The sequence below is a fragment of the Cyclobacterium salsum genome, from assembly GCF_010119245.1.
In the GTDB taxonomy this organism is placed as follows: Bacteria; Bacteroidota; Bacteroidia; order Cytophagales; family Cyclobacteriaceae; genus Cyclobacterium; species Cyclobacterium salsum.
On the sequence record NZ_WNKG01000004.1, the window covers coordinates 348,451 to 370,806 of the forward strand.

Below are 22,356 nucleotides of genomic sequence, written 5' to 3' on the forward strand. Positions count from 1 at the left end.
AAATTTTAATTACAATAAGATGGCAAAAGCAATTGAAGTTACAGATACCAACTTTGAAGAAATCATCAATTCAGAACATCCGGTTTTGGTAGACTTTTGGGCAGAATGGTGTGGACCGTGTAAAATGATCGGTCCGATAGTAGAAGAACTGGCAGGAGATTACGAAGGAAAGGCCACCATTGCTAAAATGGATGTAGATGCCAATCCAGGTGTTCCTTCGCAATTTGGCATCAGAAGCATCCCAACCTTGCTAATATTTAAAGAAGGTAAAGTAGTAGATAAAGTTATCGGTGCCGTTCCTAAATCGGTACTCGCAGATAAATTAGAAGCACAGATATAATATTCTTACATCATTTACGGAATGAAGAAGGGCCTTTTCTCGAAAAAGGCCCTTTTTTTGGCTGCTTTACCGGTCATTCAGGAAATCAATTCTTTTTCCAATTGGTTGACATCGAGATCGGCAAAAACAGGTAACCGGAGCAATCTTTCCTGGTATTTTTCCGCCTGTACCAGGGGCTTTCCCTGGTACTTATCCCTAAAATAGGGACTCAGATGCAGGCATCGGTAATGAAACACCGAAAGGATCCCTTTGGATTTTAAATACGCTATCAAGTCCTCCCGGTCCCGGGGCTGATCCATCAACAAGTAAAAGGTATTGAAATTTTGCCTGGCAAAGGTGGGGATCTTAGGCAATTGGCTGGAAAACGAAGGTAAAACTTCCCTAAGATGCGATTGATACCAATACCATACCGCTGCTCTTTTTTTCTGAATGGCAGGCAGGTTTTCCAACTGCGCCCAAAGCCAGGCAGCAGCGATTTCCGAGGGGCCGAAAGCGGAGCCTAATCGTACCCACTCGTACGAGGAGCGATTTCCCTTGTCAAAATCAGAACGATTGGTCCCCCGGTTCCACACCCAATCTGCCTCCTGGAAAAACGATGGGTTATTGACCACCAACAGCCCACCTTCTCCGCAACTGATATTTTTCGTTTCGTGAAAAGAAAAGGTCGCAAAATCTCCCATACTACCCAGCGGACGGGCATCACCCTCCTTTGACATGTAATACCCATCCAACGCCGCTGCCGCATCTTCAATCAAAAACAAGTCATACCTGTTGCACAAATCAAGGATCGGCTCCATATTACATGCTACCCCACCATAATGGACCAGTACGATTGCGCGGGTTCGGCTGTTGATAAGCCTTTCGATTTTGGTCTCATCAATGCCCGGATAATCGGGTCGGCTATCGGCAAATACCAGCTGGCATCCACGGAGTGCGAAAGCATTGGCGGTACTTACGTACGCATAGCTTGGCAAAATCACCTCGTCCTCAGGTCCAAGGTTTAGCAGCAAGGCTGCCATTTCGAGTGCCTGTGTACAGGAATGTGTCAGAAAGGTTTTCCTGAATCCAAATGTGCTCTCAAAAAATTGTTGGCATTTATAAGTGTATTTCCCATTCGAGGATAACCTGCCTTGTGCCAGTGCATCCTGGACGTATACCCATTCGTTACCGGTTACATAGGGCTGATTAAACGGGATCGAATACATATATCAAAGTCCCTTGGAAGATAACCCCGGCTCCTGACCATGCTGATCCTTCGCTTTGTTCGGGTTTTTGTAGTAATTCAACTGAGAGACCCCTCCCGATACAATAAACTTCATGATTTCGGTACTGTTTACATTTTTCAAGCGCGTCACGTTCGCTCTGGGAACCAGAAACAGGTTTCCACTGAAATTATAGGAATGAGGAAAGTATACAGCTACCAAATCTTCCTCCCCAAGAACGTTGAGGTCATCCTGAGTCATGAAACCCAGGCGAGAGGTATTTTCAGACAATTTTACGATGATCGGAGTATTGAATTTTTTCTTATCTCCCACAAAAGCGGACATCAGGTCTTTGATACTGGTATAAAGGATATTCACCAAGGGAATTTTAAAGACGATTTTTTCCAGCTCTTCAAAAATAGACTTGGTGATAAAAATACTTGTCAGGTACCCTACCAGCGTTATGAAGACCAACATGACAAGGATTCCCAATCCTGGAATGTTTACCGGGATAATGTTATCGAGAAATTGAACCGTAAGTATGATAATGTATCCCGTCAGAAAAAAGGGTACGACAAAAAGCAATCCTCGCAGAAAGTAGCCTAAAATTCGCTTTGATGTAAAATCTGCCATGGCGGTTGTTAGTTAAAAGTAGTAAAGAAAGAAAAAAACCCTGCTCTCAAAAAAAGTGAACAGGGTTTTACAATTTGTACCAAATAGAGTCTGTATACGGAATATTACAAATCTATTCCCATGAAGGACATGAAGGCGATCCCCATAAGCCCGGTGATCAGCATGGTAATACCGAGACCTTTCAAACCGTTAGGGACGTTTGAATACTTCAATTTTTCCCGAATGGCAGCTAACGCCACAATGGCAAGAAAGAATCCCGTTCCGGAACCAAATCCATAAACCGTAGCCTCTGCCAGGGTATAGTCCCTTTGCGCCATAAAAAGCGACCCTCCCAAGATGGCACAGTTTACCGCAATCAAAGGAAGAAAAATACCCAGTGCACCATAAAGTGCCGGCGCGAACTTCTCAACGACCATTTCCACCAATTGAACCATGGCGGCGATGATGGCGATAAACATGATAAACCGTAGAAAGGTAAGGTCGATCGTGGCAAACGATGCTCCCAAAAAGGACAATGCACCTTCTTTCAATATAAATTCATTCAAAAGCCAATTGAGCGGCACGGTAATCGTCAAAACGAAAATTACAGCAGCACCAAGGCCCAGAGCCGTGCTCACTTTTTTGGACACCGCCAAAAACGAACACATCCCCAGGAAATAGGCAAAAACCATGTTGTCAATAAAAATTGACCGTATTGCTAAGTTAAATAATTCCATTCCTTCTAACTTTTAATGTTCCACATAACCAGTCTTGGTGCGCTGCACCCAAATCAGCAGGCCTAGAATAATAAAGGCCCCTACCGGAGATACCATTAAGCCATTGGTAGCCAACTGGAAGTCGGAACCAAAAAGGCTGGATATTCCATCGAAAATAGGAATGCCAAATAGCGAACCTGATCCCCATAATTCCCTGAAAAAGGCCACTGTCAGAATAATCCACGAGTATCCCAACGCACTTCCAAATCCGTCCAGTATCGAATCGTATGGTTTATTACCAAGCGCAAAGGCTTCCAGGCGTCCCATCACAATACAGTTGGTGATAATCAAGCCTACAAAAACGGACAATTCCTTATACATATCGTAAGCGAAGGCCTGCAATACTTCATTTACCAGGGTAACCAAAGAGGCTACCACTGCCAACTGTACGATGATTCTCACCCTGGTTGGGATTTTATTCCTTAACAGGGATATCGACAAATTGGCCATTACCATGACAAAAATCACTGATAATGCCATGACCAAGGTAGGCTGCATCTGGGTGGTAACCGCTAGCGCAGAACAAATACCCAACACCTGAATGGTTATGGGATTGTCATCTACCAAAGGGTCGGTCATTAGCTTCTTCCTTCTTTTCGAAAGAAGCGCTTCTGACTCTTTTAAAGCTATTTCTTTTTCAGCAGTGTCTGTACTCATATCGTTGTTCTATTGAAACGTTCAAATTAATTGGATGCCATTCTGGAAGAACCTTCTTTATTCTTTTCCATGTAAGCCTTGTAATGCTCCAGATAGCTTTTCAACATTCTATTTACCCCGTCGGCCGTAATGGTAGCTCCTGACAAGCCATCCACTTTATGCGGATCTCCGGAGTAGTCTTTACCTTCTCCTTTTTGCATCACTACCGATACCAATTCGCCACTTTCATCGTATATGGACTTTTCTTTGTATCGCTCCTGAACATCAGTGGAGGTTATTCTAGCACCTAGTCCCGGGGTTTCCCCGGCATGAGAAAAGGTAATCCCCTCAATTGTCTCCATATCCGTTTGTAAGGCCAGGTATCCCCAAATATTGTCCCACAGCCCGTTTCCATATACAGGAAAGATATAAGAGGCAACAGCATCTTCGTTTCCTTCTTCCTGGAAAATAAATACAGGATATAACCTGTCTTCCGGTGCCTTCTTATAGTTTTTTCCCACATCGATGGTTTCGGCAGTTACCTGCGCTCCATCCTGCTCTTCTACCTCTTCTCCTTCTATATTCACCACCTTCGAAGAAATTCGATTCTGGTAAAAGGTATTGATTTCCTCAGGCTCCATGGCATCAATTTCATCGGCCGCGATCACGGCACCTAAAATTTGCTTTTTGGTGTCTAGTTCCTCAGCCTTTTTCTGTATGGGCTTCAATACCTCAGCGGTTCCGGAAAGCAATAATCCCAAAACTACGGTCAGGATTATTGAAAATGTGATGATGTAAGCGTTAGACTGTTGCACGTTGTAACCTCCTTTTCTTGTTAGCTTTTACTACATAATGATCGATCAGCGGGGCGAATACGTTCATAAACAACACCGCAAGCATGATTCCTTCCGGATAGGCAGGATTTGTCACCCTGATAATGATCGTAAGTACACCGATCAGTAAGCCATAAACCCACTTTCCGGATTCCGTCTGAGCAGCCGAAACCGGATCTGTTGCCATAAATACAATTCCGAAGGCAATTCCTCCCATCACCAGGTGATAATGCGCCGGCATCGCCATGAATTCGTTTACCGCCAACAATTGCATAATAGCAGCCATGATATAGGCGCCGCCAAACGCACTCAGCATTATCTTCCAACTAGCCACGCCGGTGAACAGTAGAATCGCTGCCCCTAATAGGACCATTAATGTGGATGTTTCCCCAATGGAACCTGGAATAAATCCGAAAAACATGTTAGCAAAGCCAAACATATTATCCATGATTGCCGAATTGTGACTGGCAAGATTAGAAGCGGCATCTACCCCTTCTTGGCCGGATTGATACGCAACGGAAAGGGCGGTAGCACCTGAAAATCCATCTACTGGTGTTTTATCACCCAGGTAGGTCCAAACCTGATCGCCTGAAATCTGGGCAGGATACGCAAAGTACAAAAAGGCCCTGGCTGTCATGGCCACGTTAAGAATATTCATACCCGTTCCGCCGAAAACCTCTTTGGCAATCACTACTGCAAAAATGGTAGCGAGTGCGACCTGCCATAACGGTGTCGTAGCAGGAACCACCAGAGGAATCAACATTCCGGTCACCAAAAAACCTTCATTAATCGGGTGCTTCCGGACCACAGCAAAGGTAGCTTCCACCAACCCTCCGGCCGCATAGGCGACGATAACGATCGGCAATACCAGCGTTAGTCCCAGTATAAACTTATCTCCAAAACTCGCCGCTTCACCTACTGCGAGGTAGTGCATATGGCCGGTATTGTAAATACCGAATAACAAACAGGGAACCATGGCGATCACCACGGTGATCATCATCCGCTTCAAATCGATTGCGTCCTTCACCTGTGCCCCTCTGGGTGCTGTTGTGTGTTTGGGAGAAAACAGAAATGTTTCTCCAGCCTCATACAAGTAATAGAGGTTTTCTAATTTTCCTCCCTTTTGAAAAAGGGGCTTCTGCTTATCCAACAGGTCACGTAAAAACTTCATATGGTTAACTAAATTGAATGAGTTCTATACCTTTTCTAACTATTTCCTGCACCGGGTGTTTGGAAACATCCACAAATTCACAAAGTGCCAGGTCCTCCTCGATTACCTCATAAATTCCCAACTCCTCCATTTCATCAAAATCTTCTGCCATGATAGCTTTTAGAAGGTATACCGGATAGATATCCATTGGGGTCACACTTTCAAAAACACCTGTTTGGACGAAAGCTCGTTCTTCTCCTCTCACATTGGAATCCAGGGCATATTCCTTTTTTGGATGTAAAAAGGACAGCAGACCGAGCGCCTTGTGGTAGCTCAGTTTTTCCGTAGTAGGTTTCATCCACCCCAGAAATTCATAATAATCTCCTTCTGGAATGGTGGTCAGCTGGTGATCATAAAATCCAAGGTATCCATCCCGCTTAATTTTCTCGCCAGTCAACACGTTTCCCGACACCACCCGTACGTTATCCGAGTTCGTATTTCCAGCCACATAGCTATCCACACAGCTTCCAATATAGGTTTGGGCGTAAACAGGGGTCTTTATCTCGGACCCCGTTAATGCAATTAGCTTGGAGGCATCATAGTGACCATTCGTAAACAATTTCCCGATTTGGACTACCCCATAGGGGTTTAGGGTCCAAACCGTTTCGCCTTTATTGATGGGAGCAATGTGGTGAATTTGAACCCCTACGTTTCCGGCAGGATGAGGGCCGGAAAAATAATTGGTTTCCACGCCCTGAATGCTCGCCATTTCGGATGATTTAGACTCACCGGAAAGTCCCAGAAAGACACTGCCCTTGGTAAGTTTCTTCAGCACGTTGATACCAGCCTGAAAGTAGTTGGCCTGACCTTTAAGGAGGAAATCATAATCCGGAGCCAATGGGTGGGTATCAAAACAGGAGATAAAAATATTCTTGGGTTCGTCCTCCGGATCAGCTACAACTCCGTAAGGGCGTTGAATAATTTGAGGCCATACTCCCGTAGCGGTCATGTGATCCACCAGTTTTTCCCTACTGGCCGCAGCAATATCGGCTTCGGTGAATCTTTCAAAATTCTCAAAATTGATTTCGCTGTCTGCCAGGATTTTAATTTCCAGCAATTTTCTTTTTTCTCCTCGCTTGATTTCAACAATCTCCCCGGAAACAGGTGCTACGTATTGCACTTTTTCCAATTTCTTATCGAATAAAATAGGAGAACCTGCCTTTACCGTATCACCTTCTCTGACGATGACCTTTGGCCGTCGCATTCCGATGAAGTCTGTAGGTTTGATGGCAAAGGTTTTGACAGGCTGAAAATCACCGATCTTTTTTTCGGCTTTACCAACCAGGCGTATATCAAACCCTTTTTTAAGCTTGATTTGTTTTGACATATTTAATTTTTGAAACTATATGATCCTATGAAAAACGCCTCAAATCTAATAAATTACATTAGTTATTAGAAGCTAATTCCGTGTTTATTTATCAAATATTGAACGGCCGCCCAACTCTTTTACTCTTATTTATAATTGCGCTTCCACCGAGGGCGTATCCAGAAACAGGATGTGTTCCTTTACTTGCTCCATCAACCACATAGGAGTAGAAGTAGCTCCGCAAATGCCCACCTTATCTTCAGGCATGATCCATTCTCGGTTTATATCTTGCTCATTTTCGACAAAATAACTCCTGGAATTTACCCCTTTGCAGACCTGATAAAGGGCCTTACCGTTCGAACTTTTTTTGCCAGATACAAAGATGATCACATCATTTTCCTCGGAGAATTTTTGTAATTGAGGTTCCCGGTTGGATACCTGCCTGCAGATGGAATCATTGGCATTAAAATCCAGCTCTTCCATATGTCCTTTGGCTTCTCGAATTCGCTCTTCGATTTTTTGTTTCAGCGCATAAAAGCCTTTGGTGCTTTTTGTGGTTTGGCTAAATAATGTCACCGGCCTTGAAAAATCAATTTGTTCAAGGTCTTCATCATCCATCACCACGATGGCTTTTTCAAGGGTTTGACCGGTGAGACCAATAACCTCGGCATGCCCCTTTTTTCCGTAAATAACGATTTGCCCCTCCTGGTTTTGCATTTTATCGAAGGCGGTTTTTACCCGGTGCTGTAGCTTCAATACCACCGGACAGGAGGCATCGATTAATTCAATGTTGTTTTCAATGGCCATGCGATAGGTTTCCGGTGGCTCTCCATGTGCCCGGATTAGAACCTTGCAATCGTGAAGACAACGTAAATCTTCCCTGTCAATCACCACCAGACCTTTGTTGCTCAATCGTCTTACTTCCATATCATTATGGACGATATCCCCAAGACAATACAATTTCCGATCGTCAACCATTTCATCTTCGGCCATCTTTATGGCGTATTCCACACCAAAACAATATCCTGAATTTTTATCTATCGTAACTTCCATAAACTTAATCCATTCTCTCCTTTGCCAATTCCAGTATGCTCAAGACCTGCTCGTTAAAATCCAAATAACTCGTATCCAACTCCACGGCATCTTCTGCTTTTTTTAAGGGACTTATCGCCCTTCCGCTGTCTTGCTCATCTCTTGATTCCAGATTTTGCTGCACCTTATCCAAGCTTACCCGCTGCCCCTTTTCCAATAACTCACGCTGCCTTCGCTCCGCCCGAATTATAGTATCGGCTTTCATAAATATTTTCAACTCCGCATCCGGGAAAACAACGGTACCAATATCCCTGCCATCCATCACAATGCCTTTATTACTTCCCAACTTTCGTTGCTTTTCTACTAAAGCAGCCCTTACCTGGGGAATCTTGCTAATCTCACTCACTTTGGCCGAAACTTCCATTCCTCGTGCCTCCCTCTCTACATTAACTCCATTCAGATAAACTTGTTGGGTTCCATCGGCCTCATTATGTCGGAATTCAATTTCCATTTCCCGGAGGCTTCGATCAATTTCCTCTGGCTCGGAAGGATCAATTTGATTTTCTAAAAAATAAAGGGTAACCGCCCTGTACATAGCACCGGAATCCAAATACGTATAGCGCAACGCTTTAGCCACCGCCTTTGCTGTGGTACTCTTCCCACAACCGGAATATCCGTCAATGGCAATGATGATTTTTTTCATTAATAAAAAATGAATGGTACCTGCTTTCCTTTTCAAATGCAAATATAGTATATTTATGACTATTCTGGGCAGTAGACCTTATTTGTATTGGTTTTTTATTCCATTCTGGCGTACAAACCAACAGAAATAGTACTATTTAAACTTTTAACAGCGGAATGACGACAGCTTACAGCCTGAAGGGGCAATTGGTGGATATTGAAAAGAGAGAAATATATCCCGCAAAGATTGAGGTGAACAATGGCCGTATCCAGGCTGTTGATCGCCTACCTACGGCACCTCCCCACTACCTGCTTCCCGGTTTTATTGATGCCCATGTCCATATTGAATCCTCTTTGCTGGTCCCTGCGTCTTTTGCCCGACTTGCCGTGATCCATGGCACCGTTGCCACTGTCTCTGATCCCCATGAAATTGCCAACGTTTGCGGCATAGAGGGCATTTCCTTCATGATCGCCAACGGGGAAAAAACGGGGTTTAAATTTTTCTTTGGAGCTCCTTCCTGCGTGCCTGCCACTACCTTTGAAACTGCCGGAGATGCCATTTCTCCCAAACAAATTGAACAGCTCTTTCAGCAAGGGAATATCCTCTACCTGGCAGAAATGATGAATTGGCCCGGCGTATTGAAGGAGGATCCGCAAGTAATGGAAAAGATTCATCTTGCCCAGCAGTATGGAAAGCCCGTAGATGGACATGCCCCGGGGCTTACAGGCGAAAATGCCGCCAAATACGCTGCCGCCGGAATTACCACCGATCACGAGTGCACTACATTTGAAGAAGGAAGAGACCGGATTCGAAACGGCATGAAGGTGGCCATTCGTGAAGGAAGCGCCGCCAGAAACTTCGATGCGTTGATTGACCTGATGGATGAATTTCCGGAACACCTCATGTTTTGCTCGGACGACAAACATCCCGACAGCTTACTCGAAGGGCACATCAATCAGTTGGTCGTCAGGGCAGTTTCCAGAGGTAAAGATCTTTTTGACGTACTCCGTGCCGCTTGCATCACGCCCGTACGCCATTACGGACTCCCGGTGGGACTGCTTAAAGTGGGCGATCCTGCAGATTTTATACTGGTGGAAGATCTTGACACCTTTCAGGTGGTTGAAACCCACATCAACGGCCAATTAATGGCCAGAGAGGGGAAGACAAGAATCCCCCACCAGGATTGCCAGGAAGTAAACCGCTTCAAGGCTGATGTTCTTGACAAGGCATCATTTGAATTAAAACACCAGGGAGGAACCGCCACCGTTATCAAAGCACTGGACAAGCAATTGACTACCCATAAAATAAGAGTGACCGTGCCGGAAGCCTCCGGAAAAGTAATCAGCAATACCGAAGAGGATATCCTGAAAATCGCAGTGATCAACCGGTATGAAAAAAACAGCATCCCACAAGTGGCACTCATAAATGGTTTTGGGCTGAAAAAAGGAGCCTTCGCTTCTTCGGTGGCACATGATTCCCATAACCTTATTGTCGTTGGCGTTAGCGACGAGGACATGAGTAGAGCAGCCAATCTGGTTATTCGCTGCAAGGGAGGCCTTGCGGCAGTTAATGGTCCGATAGAGGAAGTGCTGCCATTAGAAGTGGGGGGACTGATGAGTAAGGCAGATGCCTTTGAGGTAGCCAGGCATTATACCCGTCTGGATAAAATGGTAAAGACAATGGGGTCCCGTCTACAATCCCCTTTTATGACCTTGAGCTTTATGGCCCTATTGGTAATCCCATCTATCAAGTTGAGTGACAAAGGACTTTTTGATGGTGAAACGTTTGAATTCATTCCAATATTTGATAATCAGCAGCCTTGAAAATTTTAAAATGACAACCCTACTGTGAGCTTTTGGAATAAAATAAAACCCCGGGCCGCCCATTTTTTTTATTGGGAAAATAGCCCGGTCATGGAAAAGCAGATTTTTAATTCCACCTTGGTCATCGTCTTCATTTTTATGCTGGCCATGATGGCCTTTAATGCGATTATTGGCAATTGGTTTTTAATCGGAATTTCGTTTATTGTTATCCTTGGACTGGCGGTTTGCTATTACCTGCTTCGAGAACGAAACCAGTTTAAATATGCCTACTATCTATTCGGCGGGCTTACCTATCCCATATTGACCATTAACTTTTTCAATAATGACGGCATTGATGGTCCCACTTTCTATATTTTCATGTTATGCCACCTCATTATCCTCAGTATTTCTCCCATCCGGTCCTATCTTTTCTGGAGTTTGATTAATGGCTTGTTCTTCTTGCTGCTGTATTATGTTGGTACCTTCCACACGCAGTGGATCCCCAGATTATACGATAGCAACGGACTGATTTTTATTGATCATGCCATCACCTATATCGCCTGCCTGGCTGGAATTGGATTTCTGGTAGCCACGTTGAAACGGTTTTACAAAACTCAAAAAAACAAGGTCAAAGTAAAAAGCAATGAATTGGTCCGAATCAACCGCAGCCTAAGTAAAACCAGTTCTCAAAAGGATAAAATCATTACGATCATTTCCCATGACTTAAAAAATCCGCTTCAATCCATTATGCAGACATTGGAACTCATCAATAAGGGAGATTTACCGCCAGAAGAAATGGATTTTTTACACGAAGAACTGCTTAAAATAACGACCCGGACTTACAACATGATGGAAAATATATTGGATTGGTCCTCTTTTGAATTAAAAAATAAAGCGGTCCGGGTAAAGGAAATAAGACTAAAGGACCTCTTTGAGGACACATTGGAAATCCTCAAGGTAATCGCCAAACAAAAATCCATTTCGCTAGCCGTTCATTACCGCAAAAATCCGACGGTAAAAATAGAAACGGACCGATTGCTATTGATTCTCAGAAATCTGGTCCAGAATGCCATTAAATTTACTGCTACTGGGGGCCAGGTAAGCATCGACATTACTGGCCAAAAAGCCTTAATCATTATTTCCATACAGGATAATGGTATTGGAATTTCTCAGGAACGCCTCAGAAAAATATTTGAACAGGATATCAAGTCCACTTACGGCACTGAGCAAGAAAAAGGAACAGGAATGGGCTTGCACCTTTGCTTCCAAAATGCAAAGAGATTAGGAGGGAGCCTGGAGGTAGTCAGCAAAGAGGGAAGCGGATCCAACTTCACCTTGACCATACCCAATGGGCTGGATTCAGCTTCTACCTAAAAACAGGGCGTTTTCCACTTTAAAAAGTGCTTCATAAATCGACTTGCCCTAATCTCCAGGCCCTGGCGAGCATGGGAAGCTGAGCATAACTTCTAATGCCTGCCTTTACCCCTTGAGATTTGAGGTAAAAATCATTCGATTTCCTGCTCAATTCAAGAAAATAAGGCCTTATCTCCAGATTGCTCTGTTGAATCTCCCGAATATCCTGCCGGATTGCAATGGGAAGTTGACTAACGAATTGTTGGTAGGATTCCGGATTCATTCGGTACAAATCGTTTAGCTGGTACCGGAAAAGTTTAAGCGCCCCTATGTAGCGCAAATAGGAGTCTTCGCTGCTGGCACAGACCAGCCAGCCCATAAAGTTGGCTTCTCCTTCATCGGTAATTCCGAAACCATGGGCAAGTTCATGTGCCAGGGTAAAGGTTTTTTCCAGGGGATGCAAGCTGGGGTCCAGGTATCCTTCGCCGGTAAACGGAAAGTAAATTCCAAAAATCCCCATTCGTCTCAAGGTTCCAGCCGGGTATAAAGGCTTCACGGAAGGACTTCCAAACCAGGAGTACCTGATCTTCTCCAGGGTTTCCTGCATCTCTTCTCTAAGTTGGTTTTCCAGTGCTTCAACGTCTCGCAAATACAGCAGTGGCAGGGAATCCGGTTGCAGTTCCTCCCGCAGTGCCAACAAATTCGCTTCCGTAAACTGCATTTCTTCCAGCAACTGATCGCTGGCCAACGGCTCCGGACGAAGCCCCAGGTGCCTGTAAAGTGGCAGCCGGTAATAATTAAACCCCCAAAGAAATAAAAACAAAAAAACCGTCCAGCCACAGAAGTTAAGCAGGCCTCTGAAAATAAAAAAGGCCTTCTTTCTACTACCTTTATTTTTTAGCATCAACTCTCTACCAAAAAAAAACACCACCGGCAGGAGGCCACCGGCAACGAGGTAAACAGCTGGGAAAGGTAGTTTTCCTAAGGAATTGTCCAATATTCCCCGAATAAGGGGAAATAGGCCATTGGCGTACCAGCGTTCCGTAAACTGCGGAAATGCTTCGGAAAGCAACCGTAACAAAATAGCCAGGAATCCTAAAATACCACCAATCCACTTTCCAAAGACCATCTACCGGATGTGAAAAACCTTAGATCCCTTCCGCTTCTACAGCCTTCACGTCAGGCAACATGCCGGTCAAAAGATTCTCTATACCCGCCTTCAAGGTAACCGTACTGGAAGGACAACCGGAACAAGCTCCCTGAAGCAGCACCTTGACAATCCCGTCTTGGAAACTGTGAAACACAATGGCTCCCCCGTCTTGTTCTACGGCGGGCCGAATATATTCATCTAGAATTCCTTTGATTTTCTTGACGGTCTCGCTATCATTCTCATCAAATAGTGGGTCCACATCCAGGTCTCTGGCAATAACCGACTGCCCGGTCTCCAAAAATCCCTTGATTTGATTGCGGATATGATCCTGAATGTTTTCCCAAAGAATGTCGCTTTTCTTGGTCACGGTGACAAAGTTGGCAGCAATAAACACCCGTTCTACAGCGGCAAAATTGAATAATTCCTTAGCGAGAGGAGACTTTTCAGCACTAGGTTCATCCGGAAAATCAAAACTAACTCCGTCCTCAACAAGCATGAAATTCACGACAAATTTTAAGGAGTTGGGATTTGGATTAGCCTCTAAATAAAGATGAACAGGTTTTTTTTGTGCTTCCAGCATGGCATTTATTATTTTAGTATTAAATATTTCATTTCTAAGCAACTGTAAAACGCCCGGAATGGAATGATGGTTCGGTAAATTGGCAATTCGTTTATGAAAAATCTACTCAAGAGGCTGTAAGTGGATTAGACTTTCGGATTAGTCCCTCCGGCAGTTCGCCCTCGGTAGATGCCACCACGGTACAAACCATGGCATCCCCCGTCACATTCACAATGGTCCGGAACATGTCCAGAATCCGGTCCGGTGCCAAAATCAAGGCAATTCCCGCTGCAGGAACGCCGATTGATTCCAGGACAATGATCAACATGATGATCCCTGCCCCTGGTACTCCCGCAGTTCCTATGGAAGCCAGGGTAGCGGTCATCACTATTAATAATTGCTGACTCAAGCTCAGATCCATCCCCAACGCCTGGGCAATAAAAACAGCGGCCACGCCCTGATACAAACTGGTCCCATCCATATTGATGGTGGCTCCCAACGGCAAGACGAAGCTGCTTACTTCTTCCGAAACGCCTATTTCTTCTTCTACCTGTTTCATGGTCACAGGAAGGGTAGCGGAGCTGGAACTAGTCGTGAAGGCCAATAACTGGGCTGGCCGAATGGCCTTGAAAAAGTCCTGGTACCTGACTTTGGTAAATGATTTCAATATCAACGGATACGTTACCAATGTCATAAATGCCAAGCCTCCCAAAACGACCAAACTGTATTTTAGCAAAGCGAGCAACAACTCCAGGGCGGAACTCGGATTGTCGCCTGTGATTTCCACAATCAGCGAAGCCATGAGCGCAAATACCCCATAGGGCGCTAAAATCATGATAAATCCTACGATTTTGATAATTACATCATTCAACCCATCAAAAAAGGCGATGACCGGCTCGGCTTTACTTTTGGGTATTTGAATCAGGGCAATGCCTACGATAATGGCAAAAAACACCACCTGCAGCATGCTCGCATTTTCGGTAGTTGCTTGAAAAACGTTTTCCGGCACCATGTCCACCAATGGCTGTAAAGGACTTTGCTGCTTGAGTTCTTCGGCCTGCATGGATTTAGTATCCGCCGTTTCAGTATAGAGGCTCATCAGGTTGTCCCGGGTCTCCACCGGCAAGCTTTTTCCGGGGCTAAAAATATTCACAATTAGCAACCCTACGGATACAGATAGTGCCGTGGTAAAAATATAGGTCAGAATGGTTTTTCCACCAATTCTACTCAGTTTGGAAATATCCCCCAGATTGGAAACACCTACAATCAGTGAGGCAAGCACCAAGGGTACGGCAATCATCTTAAGCCCGTTGATAAAGATGGTACCTACAGGCTTGATGTAATTAAGGGTAAAATCCGGAGATATGCCAAGTTGTACGACGGCTAAACCTACGATAAGACCCAAAACCAATCCGATGATGATCTGGGTGTGAAGGGGTATTTTTTTTTTCATGTTTGGTTAGTGGTTGAAGTGGTTATAGTTTGCTTGAGCGATTCAATAACAGGTAATCGGCCAGGACCATCGCGCACATGGCTTCCACAATGGGCACAGCGCGTGGGACTACGCAAGGGTCGTGACGCCCTTTTCCGGAAACAACAGCAGGATCACCCTGTGTATCAATGCTCTCCTGATCCTGCATGATGGTCGCTACCGGCTTAAAGGCTACTCTGAAATAAATGGCTTCCCCATTGGATATTCCTCCCTGAATGCCGCCGGAATGGTTGGTCCTGGTTTTTATTTTATCACCTTCCTTGTAAAAGGCATCATTGTGTTCGGATCCTTTCATGCTCACGCCCTCGAAGCCACTTCCGTATTCGAAACCTTTGACAGCATTTATACTTAGCATGGCATGCCCCAAGGCGGCATGCAACCGATCAAAAACAGGTTCTCCAAGTCCTACAGGAACTCCCTGGGCGACACAACTCACCACCCCGCCTATGGTATCCCTGTTTTTTCTGGTTTCATCGATTAGATGAATCATTCGCTCGGCAGCCTCAGCATCCGGACACCGCACTATGTTTGATTCTGTCTGGGTAAAGTCCAGTTCCTCGTACGTTTTTTCCAACCGCTCGTGCCCTGCCTGACTCACATAAGCATTGATAGAAACCCCAAATTCCCGCAGCATTAATTTCGCGATGGCCCCTGCGGCTACTCTCGCGGCCGTCTCCCTGGCACTGCTTCTTCCTCCCCCCCGGTAATCCCGGACACCAAATTTTTCGTGGTAGGTAAAATCTGCATGGGAAGGCCTGAACTTATCCGAAATGTGGGAATAATCCTTGCTTTTCTGGTCGGTATTATAGATGACGATGGCAATGGGCGTACCCGTGCTTTTTCCTTCAAACACTCCTGACAGGATTTCAAACCCGTCTTCCTCCTTTCTCTGAGTGGTGATTTTTGATTGCCCAGGCTTTCTTCGCTGCAACTCCTGTCGAATGAACGCTTCATCTACGGATATTCCAGCCGGACAGCCATCAATAATCACTCCCAACCCTTTTCCGTGTGACTCCCCGAAGGTGGTGATGGTGAAAACATTACCAAATGTATTGCGCATGAATTATTTTTTCTTAAACATTAAAAACCCCAATAAAACAACTGCCAGCAACAGCAAGCCATTTATCAGTGCGGAAAAATAATATTTATATCCCTGGTTTAAAAGCTTATTGTCTTCTACTTCGATCAGATCGTATAATCCTCCCAGACGGGAAGAGGATATGGCCTGATTAATCTTGCTCTCCCCGGTTACCCGGACTATTGACTGGGGCACCAAGGTATCGTATTGGGCCAACTGCGGATTAAAATAAATCCACTCAAAGTGATCTTTCAGCGCTACTTCCTCCTGCTCATTTAAGGTAATAAAATAGCCAAACTCCTTCATTCCGGTTACCTTTCCTCTGCCCCGGTTTATTTGTACCTGCTCATTGGGGTCGAACGTATTCAGCTTTTGCCTACGTTTGAGCCGAGGCGGACGAATGGAGCTGATATTTCCCTCTCCTATAATGGTAAAATCATAGGTAAAACCTTCTCCTGTCTGTACCTCCTTTTCCTCAAAACTTTCCCTCAATCGATAATTACCAACACTCACTTCATTTTTTAAGGGATGCGGGGGCAGCGCATTTACCTGAATGGACCTGGGTTGAGAATAGAAGGTTTTGAAATCCTGCAAGCGATTGCTGCCAAAAAAGCTCGGGTTTTTGGCTATGCGGTATTTGATCATCTCCCAGCCCACAGAGGGAAAGTCCACCGACCCGGCGTTAAACGGAAAAAAACTGGCTTCATACACTTTGTATTTGGTCCACTGTTTACCTCCAAACTCCACCCTTTCAGGCTGAATACTGGTAATATTAAAATTTTCTTCCCAGGCATTTCCAGGCTTAATTTCATTGATGATCCGCTCTAGCTGCTTTCCTGGTTCGTGAAAATTAAAGGGTGCCTGATTGCTTTCTGACATGTAAAATGCCAAACTTACATTGAACCCTTCTCCTACGTAAACCTCTTCTTTGTCGACAGAAAGGGAGAAGAAAGCATCGTCTTCAACCTCCACATACTCCGGCTCCTCAGAGTTATTGCCTCCGAAGAGATCATCAAAAGGATCCAGCGCGCGGTTATTTCGGGCACTGGCGCGGGCATCCACTACGGTAATGGTCTTTCCTGGAGAGGAAACACTTTCTTCATTCACGGTTAAGGTGAAATTTGGTAAGGTAAATTGTCCCTTCCGAAGGGGCTTATAATATTGGATAATACTATTCGTGCTGCTCATTTGTCCGTTTACAATGTTCATGGACGAACTTTGCGACACACCCTGCTTCTGGAATCCCGAAATGTCGGGCAATTGATCATAGGATCGGATTTTTTCGCCGGAAACCGTTACTTTAATGGTAAAGGTTTCATTCAGTGCGACTTCACTTTCTCCCAATTCTATGCGGATATCTTGCGCCCCGGCCATTAATGAAAAAAGGAGCGCAAGGGATACGAAAAGAACGCGGTTAATCGTTAAGGACATAGAAGATGCTTGTGGTGCTTATAATTATAACTGCAAATAAACAAGTATATTTTATACGTAACAAATCTAATTTTAAACCGTATACCGTAAATAAATCAATCTTTTTGCCAAACCTAATTAAAATAACATGAACCATGATGGAATATGTTAAAACTATTTTATTAAAGGTAAGTTTTGACAGCAAACTCTTCGAGAAAGAGTTGCGAAAGGGCCTGAATCTATTGGTTCCAGCCGAGCTGGAAGAGTTCAGGAAATGGTGTTACAAGACATTTTCCAAACTATACGAGCCGATTTTAAACAAGTATTTTATAAAATTGGCCGGTTAATCCAACCTCTATCAGCCCCAATAGCATTGGGGCTTTATTTTTGCCGAATGGGTCAAGTTTATTTCTAGAGGCATTTTTCCTCTGCTTTGTGCAGAAATTTGGCTACTTTTGAATTATTAACAAAAATACCATGGAAAGGAAACGTTCAGGATTTGATGAAATCGAAAAAATGCTCCAAGAAGTTGGAAGCAAAATCGAGATTTTGATAGAAAAAGGAACCAAGGCTACCGGAGAGGCGAGCGAAGAAATTGAGAAAAAAATCCAGGAACTCCGCGGAAAAAAGGAAAAACTGGAAAAGGAACTCAACGAAAAAAAAGCATCGTTTGAAGAAAAATACCAAGGAAAAAAAGGAAACGCCCAGCCTTTTCTGGATGAATCCCTGGCTCATTTCAAACAAAGCATTCGATCCCTTGTAAAGGCCATCAATGAATTTTTAAAGTAATTCCCGTTCCCGGATCAAAAAGACCAGCGTTTACTTTATAATTGCTCCTCTGGAAACGGAAACCATGCTGCCCCCAAAAAAGCTCCCTCAATAAACAAGAAAAAAGAGTTTCGGTTTCGACAGACGAAATAGATCTGAATAGTTTCCTGCCATTGGCTTTTTGGTACAAGAATACAAACGAATTTGGTAGCGAAATTAAATGCCCTTATTCCCTAATTTCGGTGCCCCTTCAAACCCTCCCATTCTCAGCAATTGAATAATCAAAAATACGGTTGTAATTTTACACTATGAATTACCTTTCAGTAGAAAATTTAAGTAAATCATTTGGCGAGCGGGTTTTATTCACCCGCATTTCCTTTGGTCTGGAACGCGGTCAAAAGACGGCGCTGGTTGGCATAAATGGGGCGGGGAAATCCACCTTGATGAAAATAATCATGGGAGAGGATATTCCGGATGAGGGGCAAGTAGTGATAAATCAGGAGGCCAAGATAGCTTATGTACACCAAAATCCCGTTTTCTCTGGAGATAAAACCATTTATCAGACGGTGTTTGACGATCCGGATAACGAGATCATCCAAGTAATTCAGGAATACCAAAAAGTGCTTTTGGATGCTGAGAACGACGGACAGGGGAAACTCCAGCCCATGCTGGAGAAAATGGATCGCCTGCAAGCCTGGGACTTCGAATACCAAATCAACGAGGTACTGGGCAAATTAGGGCTGCACGATACGGACATCCCCGTTTCAGCACTTAGCGGAGGGCAAAGAAAACGCGTAGCACTAGCGCGAGCCATATTGAATTTTCCGGACCTGCTACTACTGGATGAACCTACCAATCACCTGGACCTTGAAACCATCGAATGGCTGGAAGAATACCTGTCCAAGTCCAATCTTTCCTTGCTGATGGTTACCCACGACCGGTACTTCCTCGACCGGGTTACCAATCAAATTTTAGAACTGGAGCAAGGCAATCTCTACCGCTATGCCGGAAACTACGGCTATTTTCTAGAGAAAAAAGCAGAAAGAAAAGCCAACCAGGCCACCGAACAGGAGAAGGCAAAAAGTCTGTATAAAAAAGAACTGGATTGGATCCGGCGCCAACCCAAAGCTAGAGGGACCAAGGCTAAATACCGGGTGGATGCCTTTGAAGAAACCAAAGACAAAGCCTTTCGCCCCTCGGAAGAGCGGGATATTAGCCTGGAAGTTACTTCCCGAAGGCTGGGTAAAAAAATAGTGGAACTTGAGAAAATCCATAAATCATATGGAGATCTGACACTAGTCGATGACTTCAGCTACATTTTCAAAAAGGGAGATAAAATTGGCATCGTTGGCCCCAATGGAGCTGGCAAGACCACCTTCCTGAATATGCTGACGGGTATGAATACCCCGGATAAAGGCGAAGTTACGATCGGACAAACCACCGCCTTTGGCTATTACAGGCAGGAGGAGAACAGCTTTGACGAGGAAAAGCGACTCTTAGATTGCGTAAAAGAAGTTGCCGAAGTGGTCACCGTGGCTGGGGGAAGTACCATCACGATCAGCCAATTTCTCAACCAATTTGGTTTTCCGCCAAAACAGCAGCACACTCCCATATCCAAACTCAGCGGTGGGGAAAGACGGCGGCTTCAGTTGCTAATGGTGCTGGTGAAAAGCCCCAATTTTCTGATTCTGGATGAGCCGACCAATGATCTGGACATTGTCACGCTCAATACGCTGGAGGATTTTCTGGAAAATTTTCCGGGATGTCTGGTCATCGTTTCTCACGACAGGTATTTTATGGATCGACTGGTAGACCACCTGTTTGTCTTCGAAGGACAGGGAAAAATAAGCGATTTTCCTGGAAACTACACCGATTACAGGGAGAGCTTAAAGGTAAAAAAGGCAGCCCCCAGCAAAAAAGAGGCGACAAAAGCAGCGAAAGCCACCGAAGCTCCCGCCAGCAGCTCCAACAAAGCAAGCTACAAAGACAAAAAGGAATTCGAATCCATAGAATCGGATTTAAAGAAGCTCCACTCCCAGAAAAAAACACTGGTAGATAAAATGGCTAGAGGTACAGATGATCACCAACTGCTGACCGACTGGTCTCAGGAAATAGAACAAATCGATAAGAAGGCTGAAGCACTGGAAATGCGCTGGCTCGAATTAAGCGAGTTGGATGGAATAGGATGAAATTACTGTTATTAAATCCCTCTTCAATATTACCTCCAAAAATCTCCGAATAGAAAAAATTACCGGAAAGGGTAAAATCCCACCAATGCTTACATTTTTTCCAAAACAATGGCAATAAGTTTTTCCACCACCTGCTCGGGAGCTTCTGAAAAACGGTTGCTTATGCGATTGGCCACGATGGCATTAAGACTGAGCATGTCATGCCCCAAAAGTCTGCCCATGGCATAATAGCCGGCGGTCTCCATTTCAAAATTTGAAAAAACTCCGGGATTTACTTCTAGTTCGCTCAAGGTGGAGATCATTTCCGGAATTTGGGGATTAAGCCTTACCGCTCTTCCCTGTGGCCCATAAAATCCAGGGCAGGTGACCGTAATCCCCTGGGGAAGATCCGTAAACCTTTCTAATAAACTTTCCGATCCCCGCACGCAGTAGGGCAAAAAAGGCAAATTCAATCGCTCCTTCACCAGCTGGGAAATACTGCGTTCTTCCCCGCTCTGCGGGAGTTGGTAAAATGCCATCAAGGTGTCCAATCCCAGCGCGAAGGAAGAAGCCAGCAGGCTTCCCGCTGGAAGACTCCCTTGCATGCCACCTGAAGTGCCTACACGGATAATAGTGAGGCGGGTAAGTGTGTTTTTCGGAAGCCTGGTGCTGAAATCGATATTGAACAAAGCGTCCAATTCGGTCATAAAAATCTCCACGTTATCCGTACCCATCCCGGTGCTGATCACACTGATCCTTTTTCCATGGTACCATCCGGTATGAGTTACAAATTCCCTTTTGCGGACCCTCAGCTCTACCTTATCAAAGTGTCTGGAAATCTCCTGAACCCTGTCGGGGTCGCCTACGGCAATCACCGTCTCTGCCACCTCACCAGGTTTCAAATTCAGATGGTAGATACTGCCATCCGGATTGAGAATAAAATCCGACTCAGGCAGAGGTTTTACCATGCAGCGCCGTTTTTATTTTGTCCACATTGGGCTTTTGGTAAAGCCCCTTGTAGGGGTTGTATCCGTTTGTGTTTTTCTGATAGTAACCGGTGCCATTATAGGCTCTTTTCCTGGGATGTGCTTTACAGGTATCCGAACAGGCCCCTTCCATTTCCCAGCCGCAAGATTCACAAATGGGTACGTGAACATTACAATCGGGATTGGCGCAGTTAACCATGCGATCCGAATCGGTACCACAGACAAAACACTTCGAAATAATTTTCGGATTGACGGAATTTACTTCTACTGCAAGTCGATTGTCAAAGACATAACACTTGCCTTCAAAATCTGCTCCACCTGCTTCCAATCCGTACTTGATGATACCACCATGAAGCTGGTAAACATCCTGAAATCCTTGTTCCAGTAAAAAGGCAGAAGCCTTTTCACATTTGATGCCACCGGTACAGTAGGTCAATACCTTTTTGTCTTTCAGATGCTCCAGCTCCTTGACTTTTTCCGGGAAATCACGAAAATTATCGATATCCAGCCTGATGGCATTTTTAAAATGACCCAACTCGTGTTCGTAGTTGGAGCGAACATCCAAAATAACCACGTCCTCTTCATCCTTAAGAGACTTGAATTCAGAAGGTTCCAGGTGTTTTCCGGTTTTCATCCGGGGATTGATATGTTTCAGTCCTGAATGGACAATTTCCTCTTTTGCCCGCACGTTTATTTTTGCGAAGGCATGCTCCTGGTGTTTGTCTACTTTGAATTCAGTGTCAGCAAATCTCGGATCGGAGGTGACATAGGCCATGTACTTGTCACAATCTTCCTTTAGCCCGGAAACCGTGCCATTGAGCCCTTCCGGAGAGACTATAATTCTCCCCCGGATATTATTTTCGACGCAGAACAAATGATGTTCATCCCTATATGCTTCCAAATCCTCGATTGGAGCATAGCAATAATAAAGTAAAATTCGATATTCCATAACTCAAGCCCT

At 44.7% G+C, this 22,356-nt stretch carries 22 protein-coding genes; 6 read left to right on the forward strand and 16 right to left on the reverse strand.

The genetic code is table 11. From position 1 onward, the window contains the following. Nucleotides 1-19 precede the first annotated feature (19 nt). Complete coding sequence (gene trxA / locus GJS45_RS08790) at nt 20-340, forward strand: thioredoxin (protein WP_162341102.1); 321 nt, start codon at nt 20-22, stop codon at nt 338-340. Between the two features lie 77 nt (nt 341-417). On the opposite strand, the gene rffA is transcribed toward trxA, so the two are convergent. The 9 genes from rffA to cmk form a co-directional block, all read right to left on the reverse strand. Next, on the reverse strand, nt 418-1,545 hold the full coding sequence (rffA, locus tag GJS45_RS08795; protein WP_162341103.1) for a dTDP-4-amino-4,6-dideoxygalactose transaminase: 1,128 nt from the start codon (nt 1,543-1,545) through the stop codon (nt 418-420). A gap of 3 nt (nt 1,546-1,548) precedes the next feature. Continuing rightward, on the reverse strand, nt 1,549-2,175 hold the full coding sequence (locus GJS45_RS08800) for a DUF502 domain-containing protein (protein ID WP_162341104.1): 627 nt from the start codon (nt 2,173-2,175) through the stop codon (nt 1,549-1,551). Nucleotides 2,176-2,279: 104 nt separating this feature from the next. Further along, nucleotides 2,280-2,891 (reverse strand): NADH:ubiquinone reductase (Na(+)-transporting) subunit E, encoded by a 612-nt coding sequence (gene nqrE, locus GJS45_RS08805; RefSeq protein WP_162341105.1) that lies wholly within the window; start codon nt 2,889-2,891, stop codon nt 2,280-2,282. Between the two features lie 12 nt (nt 2,892-2,903). Further along, complete coding sequence (locus GJS45_RS08810) at nt 2,904-3,587, reverse strand: NADH:ubiquinone reductase (Na(+)-transporting) subunit D (protein ID WP_162341106.1); 684 nt, start codon at nt 3,585-3,587, stop codon at nt 2,904-2,906. A gap of 26 nt (nt 3,588-3,613) precedes the next feature. Continuing rightward, the gene (nqrC, locus tag GJS45_RS08815) at nt 3,614-4,381 is read right to left on the reverse strand and encodes an NADH:ubiquinone reductase (Na(+)-transporting) subunit C (RefSeq protein ID WP_162341107.1); all 768 of its coding nucleotides are present in this window, start codon (nt 4,379-4,381) and stop codon (nt 3,614-3,616) included. Beyond that, entirely contained in the window at nt 4,368-5,570 is a 1,203-nt protein-coding gene (locus GJS45_RS08820; RefSeq protein WP_162341108.1) for an NADH:ubiquinone reductase (Na(+)-transporting) subunit B, read from the reverse strand. Before GJS45_RS08820 ends, nqrC begins: the two co-directional genes overlap by 14 nt. A gap of 4 nt (nt 5,571-5,574) precedes the next feature. Beyond that, nucleotides 5,575-6,936 (reverse strand): Na(+)-translocating NADH-quinone reductase subunit A, encoded by a 1,362-nt coding sequence (locus tag GJS45_RS08825; protein ID WP_162341109.1) that lies wholly within the window; start codon nt 6,934-6,936, stop codon nt 5,575-5,577. Between the two features lie 129 nt (nt 6,937-7,065). Beyond that, nucleotides 7,066-7,968: a 4-hydroxy-3-methylbut-2-enyl diphosphate reductase gene (locus GJS45_RS08830; RefSeq protein WP_162341110.1), complete on the reverse strand. Its 903-nt coding sequence runs from the start codon at nt 7,966-7,968 to the stop codon at nt 7,066-7,068. 4 nt (nt 7,969-7,972) lie between these two features. Next, on the reverse strand, nt 7,973-8,650 hold the full coding sequence (cmk, locus tag GJS45_RS08835) for a (d)CMP kinase (protein WP_162341111.1): 678 nt from the start codon (nt 8,648-8,650) through the stop codon (nt 7,973-7,975). A gap of 155 nt (nt 8,651-8,805) precedes the next feature. Between cmk and ade the strand changes: the two genes are divergently transcribed. Both ade and GJS45_RS08845 read left to right on the forward strand, forming a co-directional pair. Then, a complete protein-coding gene (ade, locus tag GJS45_RS08840; RefSeq protein WP_162341112.1) occupies nt 8,806-10,452 on the forward strand; it encodes an adenine deaminase in 1,647 nt (548 codons plus the stop codon). Nucleotides 10,453-10,542: 90 nt separating this feature from the next. Continuing rightward, complete coding sequence (locus GJS45_RS08845; RefSeq protein WP_162341113.1) at nt 10,543-11,805, forward strand: sensor histidine kinase; 1,263 nt, start codon at nt 10,543-10,545, stop codon at nt 11,803-11,805. A gap of 31 nt (nt 11,806-11,836) precedes the next feature. Here the strand turns inward: GJS45_RS08845 and GJS45_RS08850 are convergent, their stop codons facing one another. The 5 genes from GJS45_RS08850 to GJS45_RS08870 all read right to left on the reverse strand — a co-directional run bounded on the left by GJS45_RS08850 (nt 11,837) and on the right by GJS45_RS08870 (nt 17,494). Further along, complete coding sequence (locus GJS45_RS08850; RefSeq protein WP_162341114.1) at nt 11,837-12,913, reverse strand: DUF3810 domain-containing protein; 1,077 nt, start codon at nt 12,911-12,913, stop codon at nt 11,837-11,839. 19 nt (nt 12,914-12,932) lie between these two features. Next, nucleotides 12,933-13,514, reverse strand: a complete 582-nt coding sequence (locus GJS45_RS08855) for a NifU family protein (RefSeq protein WP_162341115.1) — start codon at nt 13,512-13,514, stop codon at nt 12,933-12,935. Between the two features lie 106 nt (nt 13,515-13,620). Beyond that, nucleotides 13,621-14,946: a dicarboxylate/amino acid:cation symporter gene (locus GJS45_RS08860; protein WP_162341116.1), complete on the reverse strand. Its 1,326-nt coding sequence runs from the start codon at nt 14,944-14,946 to the stop codon at nt 13,621-13,623. Nucleotides 14,947-14,968: 22 nt separating this feature from the next. Continuing rightward, the gene (gene aroC, locus GJS45_RS08865) at nt 14,969-16,045 is read right to left on the reverse strand and encodes a chorismate synthase (protein ID WP_162341117.1); all 1,077 of its coding nucleotides are present in this window, start codon (nt 16,043-16,045) and stop codon (nt 14,969-14,971) included. Nucleotides 16,046-16,048: 3 nt separating this feature from the next. Then, entirely contained in the window at nt 16,049-17,494 is a 1,446-nt protein-coding gene (locus GJS45_RS08870) for a BatD family protein (protein ID WP_162341118.1), read from the reverse strand. Between the two features lie 134 nt (nt 17,495-17,628). Here GJS45_RS08870 and GJS45_RS08875 point away from each other — a divergent pair, with 134 nt between their 5' ends. The 3 genes from GJS45_RS08875 to GJS45_RS08885 all read left to right on the forward strand — a co-directional run bounded on the left by GJS45_RS08875 (nt 17,629) and on the right by GJS45_RS08885 (nt 20,430). Further along, entirely contained in the window at nt 17,629-17,820 is a 192-nt protein-coding gene (locus GJS45_RS08875; protein WP_162341119.1) for a hypothetical protein, read from the forward strand. Between the two features lie 130 nt (nt 17,821-17,950). Next, a complete protein-coding gene (locus GJS45_RS08880) occupies nt 17,951-18,262 on the forward strand; it encodes a hypothetical protein (RefSeq protein WP_162341120.1) in 312 nt (103 codons plus the stop codon). 287 nt (nt 18,263-18,549) lie between these two features. Continuing rightward, on the forward strand, nt 18,550-20,430 hold the full coding sequence (locus GJS45_RS08885) for an ABC-F family ATP-binding cassette domain-containing protein (RefSeq protein WP_162341121.1): 1,881 nt from the start codon (nt 18,550-18,552) through the stop codon (nt 20,428-20,430). An 89-nt stretch (nt 20,431-20,519) separates the two neighbouring features. Here the strand turns inward: GJS45_RS08885 and GJS45_RS08890 are convergent, their stop codons facing one another. Together GJS45_RS08890 and trhO are read right to left on the reverse strand one after the other, a co-directional pair. Next, nucleotides 20,520-21,377 (reverse strand): nucleoside phosphorylase, encoded by an 858-nt coding sequence (locus tag GJS45_RS08890; RefSeq protein ID WP_162341122.1) that lies wholly within the window; start codon nt 21,375-21,377, stop codon nt 20,520-20,522. Further along, nucleotides 21,358-22,344 carry an oxygen-dependent tRNA uridine(34) hydroxylase TrhO gene (trhO, locus tag GJS45_RS08895; RefSeq protein WP_162341123.1) on the reverse strand — a complete coding sequence of 329 codons (987 nt, stop codon included), beginning with the start codon at nt 22,342-22,344 and terminating at the stop codon, nt 21,358-21,360. The genes GJS45_RS08890 and trhO overlap by 20 nt, the downstream gene beginning before the upstream one ends. Between the last annotated feature and the right edge of the window lie 12 nt (nt 22,345-22,356).

Coding starts and splice junctions, on each gene's coding strand:
- trxA (WP_162341102.1), top strand. CDS start 20: ATGGCAAAAGCAATTGAAGTTACAGATACCAACTTTGAAGAAATCATC.
- rffA (WP_162341103.1), bottom strand. CDS start 1,545: ATGTATTCGATCCCGTTTAATCAGCCCTATGTAACCGGTAACGAATGG.
- GJS45_RS08800 (WP_162341104.1), bottom strand. CDS start 2,175: ATGGCAGATTTTACATCAAAGCGAATTTTAGGCTACTTTCTGCGAGGA.
- nqrE (WP_162341105.1), bottom strand. CDS start 2,891: ATGGAATTATTTAACTTAGCAATACGGTCAATTTTTATTGACAACATG.
- GJS45_RS08810 (WP_162341106.1), bottom strand. CDS start 3,587: ATGAGTACAGACACTGCTGAAAAAGAAATAGCTTTAAAAGAGTCAGAA.
- GJS45_RS08820 (WP_162341108.1), bottom strand. CDS start 5,570: ATGAAGTTTTTACGTGACCTGTTGGATAAGCAGAAGCCCCTTTTTCAA.
- GJS45_RS08825 (WP_162341109.1), bottom strand. CDS start 6,936: ATGTCAAAACAAATCAAGCTTAAAAAAGGGTTTGATATACGCCTGGTT.
- GJS45_RS08830 (WP_162341110.1), bottom strand. CDS start 7,968: ATGGAAGTTACGATAGATAAAAATTCAGGATATTGTTTTGGTGTGGAA.
- cmk (WP_162341111.1), bottom strand. CDS start 8,650: ATGAAAAAAATCATCATTGCCATTGACGGATATTCCGGTTGTGGGAAG.
- ade (WP_162341112.1), top strand. CDS start 8,806: ATGACGACAGCTTACAGCCTGAAGGGGCAATTGGTGGATATTGAAAAG.
- GJS45_RS08845 (WP_162341113.1), top strand. CDS start 10,543: ATGGAAAAGCAGATTTTTAATTCCACCTTGGTCATCGTCTTCATTTTT.
- GJS45_RS08850 (WP_162341114.1), bottom strand. CDS start 12,913: ATGGTCTTTGGAAAGTGGATTGGTGGTATTTTAGGATTCCTGGCTATT.
- GJS45_RS08855 (WP_162341115.1), bottom strand. CDS start 13,514: ATGCTGGAAGCACAAAAAAAACCTGTTCATCTTTATTTAGAGGCTAAT.
- GJS45_RS08860 (WP_162341116.1), bottom strand. CDS start 14,946: ATGAAAAAAAAAATACCCCTTCACACCCAGATCATCATCGGATTGGTT.
- aroC (WP_162341117.1), bottom strand. CDS start 16,045: ATGCGCAATACATTTGGTAATGTTTTCACCATCACCACCTTCGGGGAG.
- GJS45_RS08870 (WP_162341118.1), bottom strand. CDS start 17,494: ATGTCCTTAACGATTAACCGCGTTCTTTTCGTATCCCTTGCGCTCCTT.
- GJS45_RS08875 (WP_162341119.1), top strand. CDS start 17,629: ATGATGGAATATGTTAAAACTATTTTATTAAAGGTAAGTTTTGACAGC.
- GJS45_RS08880 (WP_162341120.1), top strand. CDS start 17,951: ATGGAAAGGAAACGTTCAGGATTTGATGAAATCGAAAAAATGCTCCAA.
- GJS45_RS08885 (WP_162341121.1), top strand. CDS start 18,550: ATGAATTACCTTTCAGTAGAAAATTTAAGTAAATCATTTGGCGAGCGG.
- GJS45_RS08890 (WP_162341122.1), bottom strand. CDS start 21,377: ATGGTAAAACCTCTGCCTGAGTCGGATTTTATTCTCAATCCGGATGGC.
- trhO (WP_162341123.1), bottom strand. CDS start 22,344: ATGGAATATCGAATTTTACTTTATTATTGCTATGCTCCAATCGAGGAT.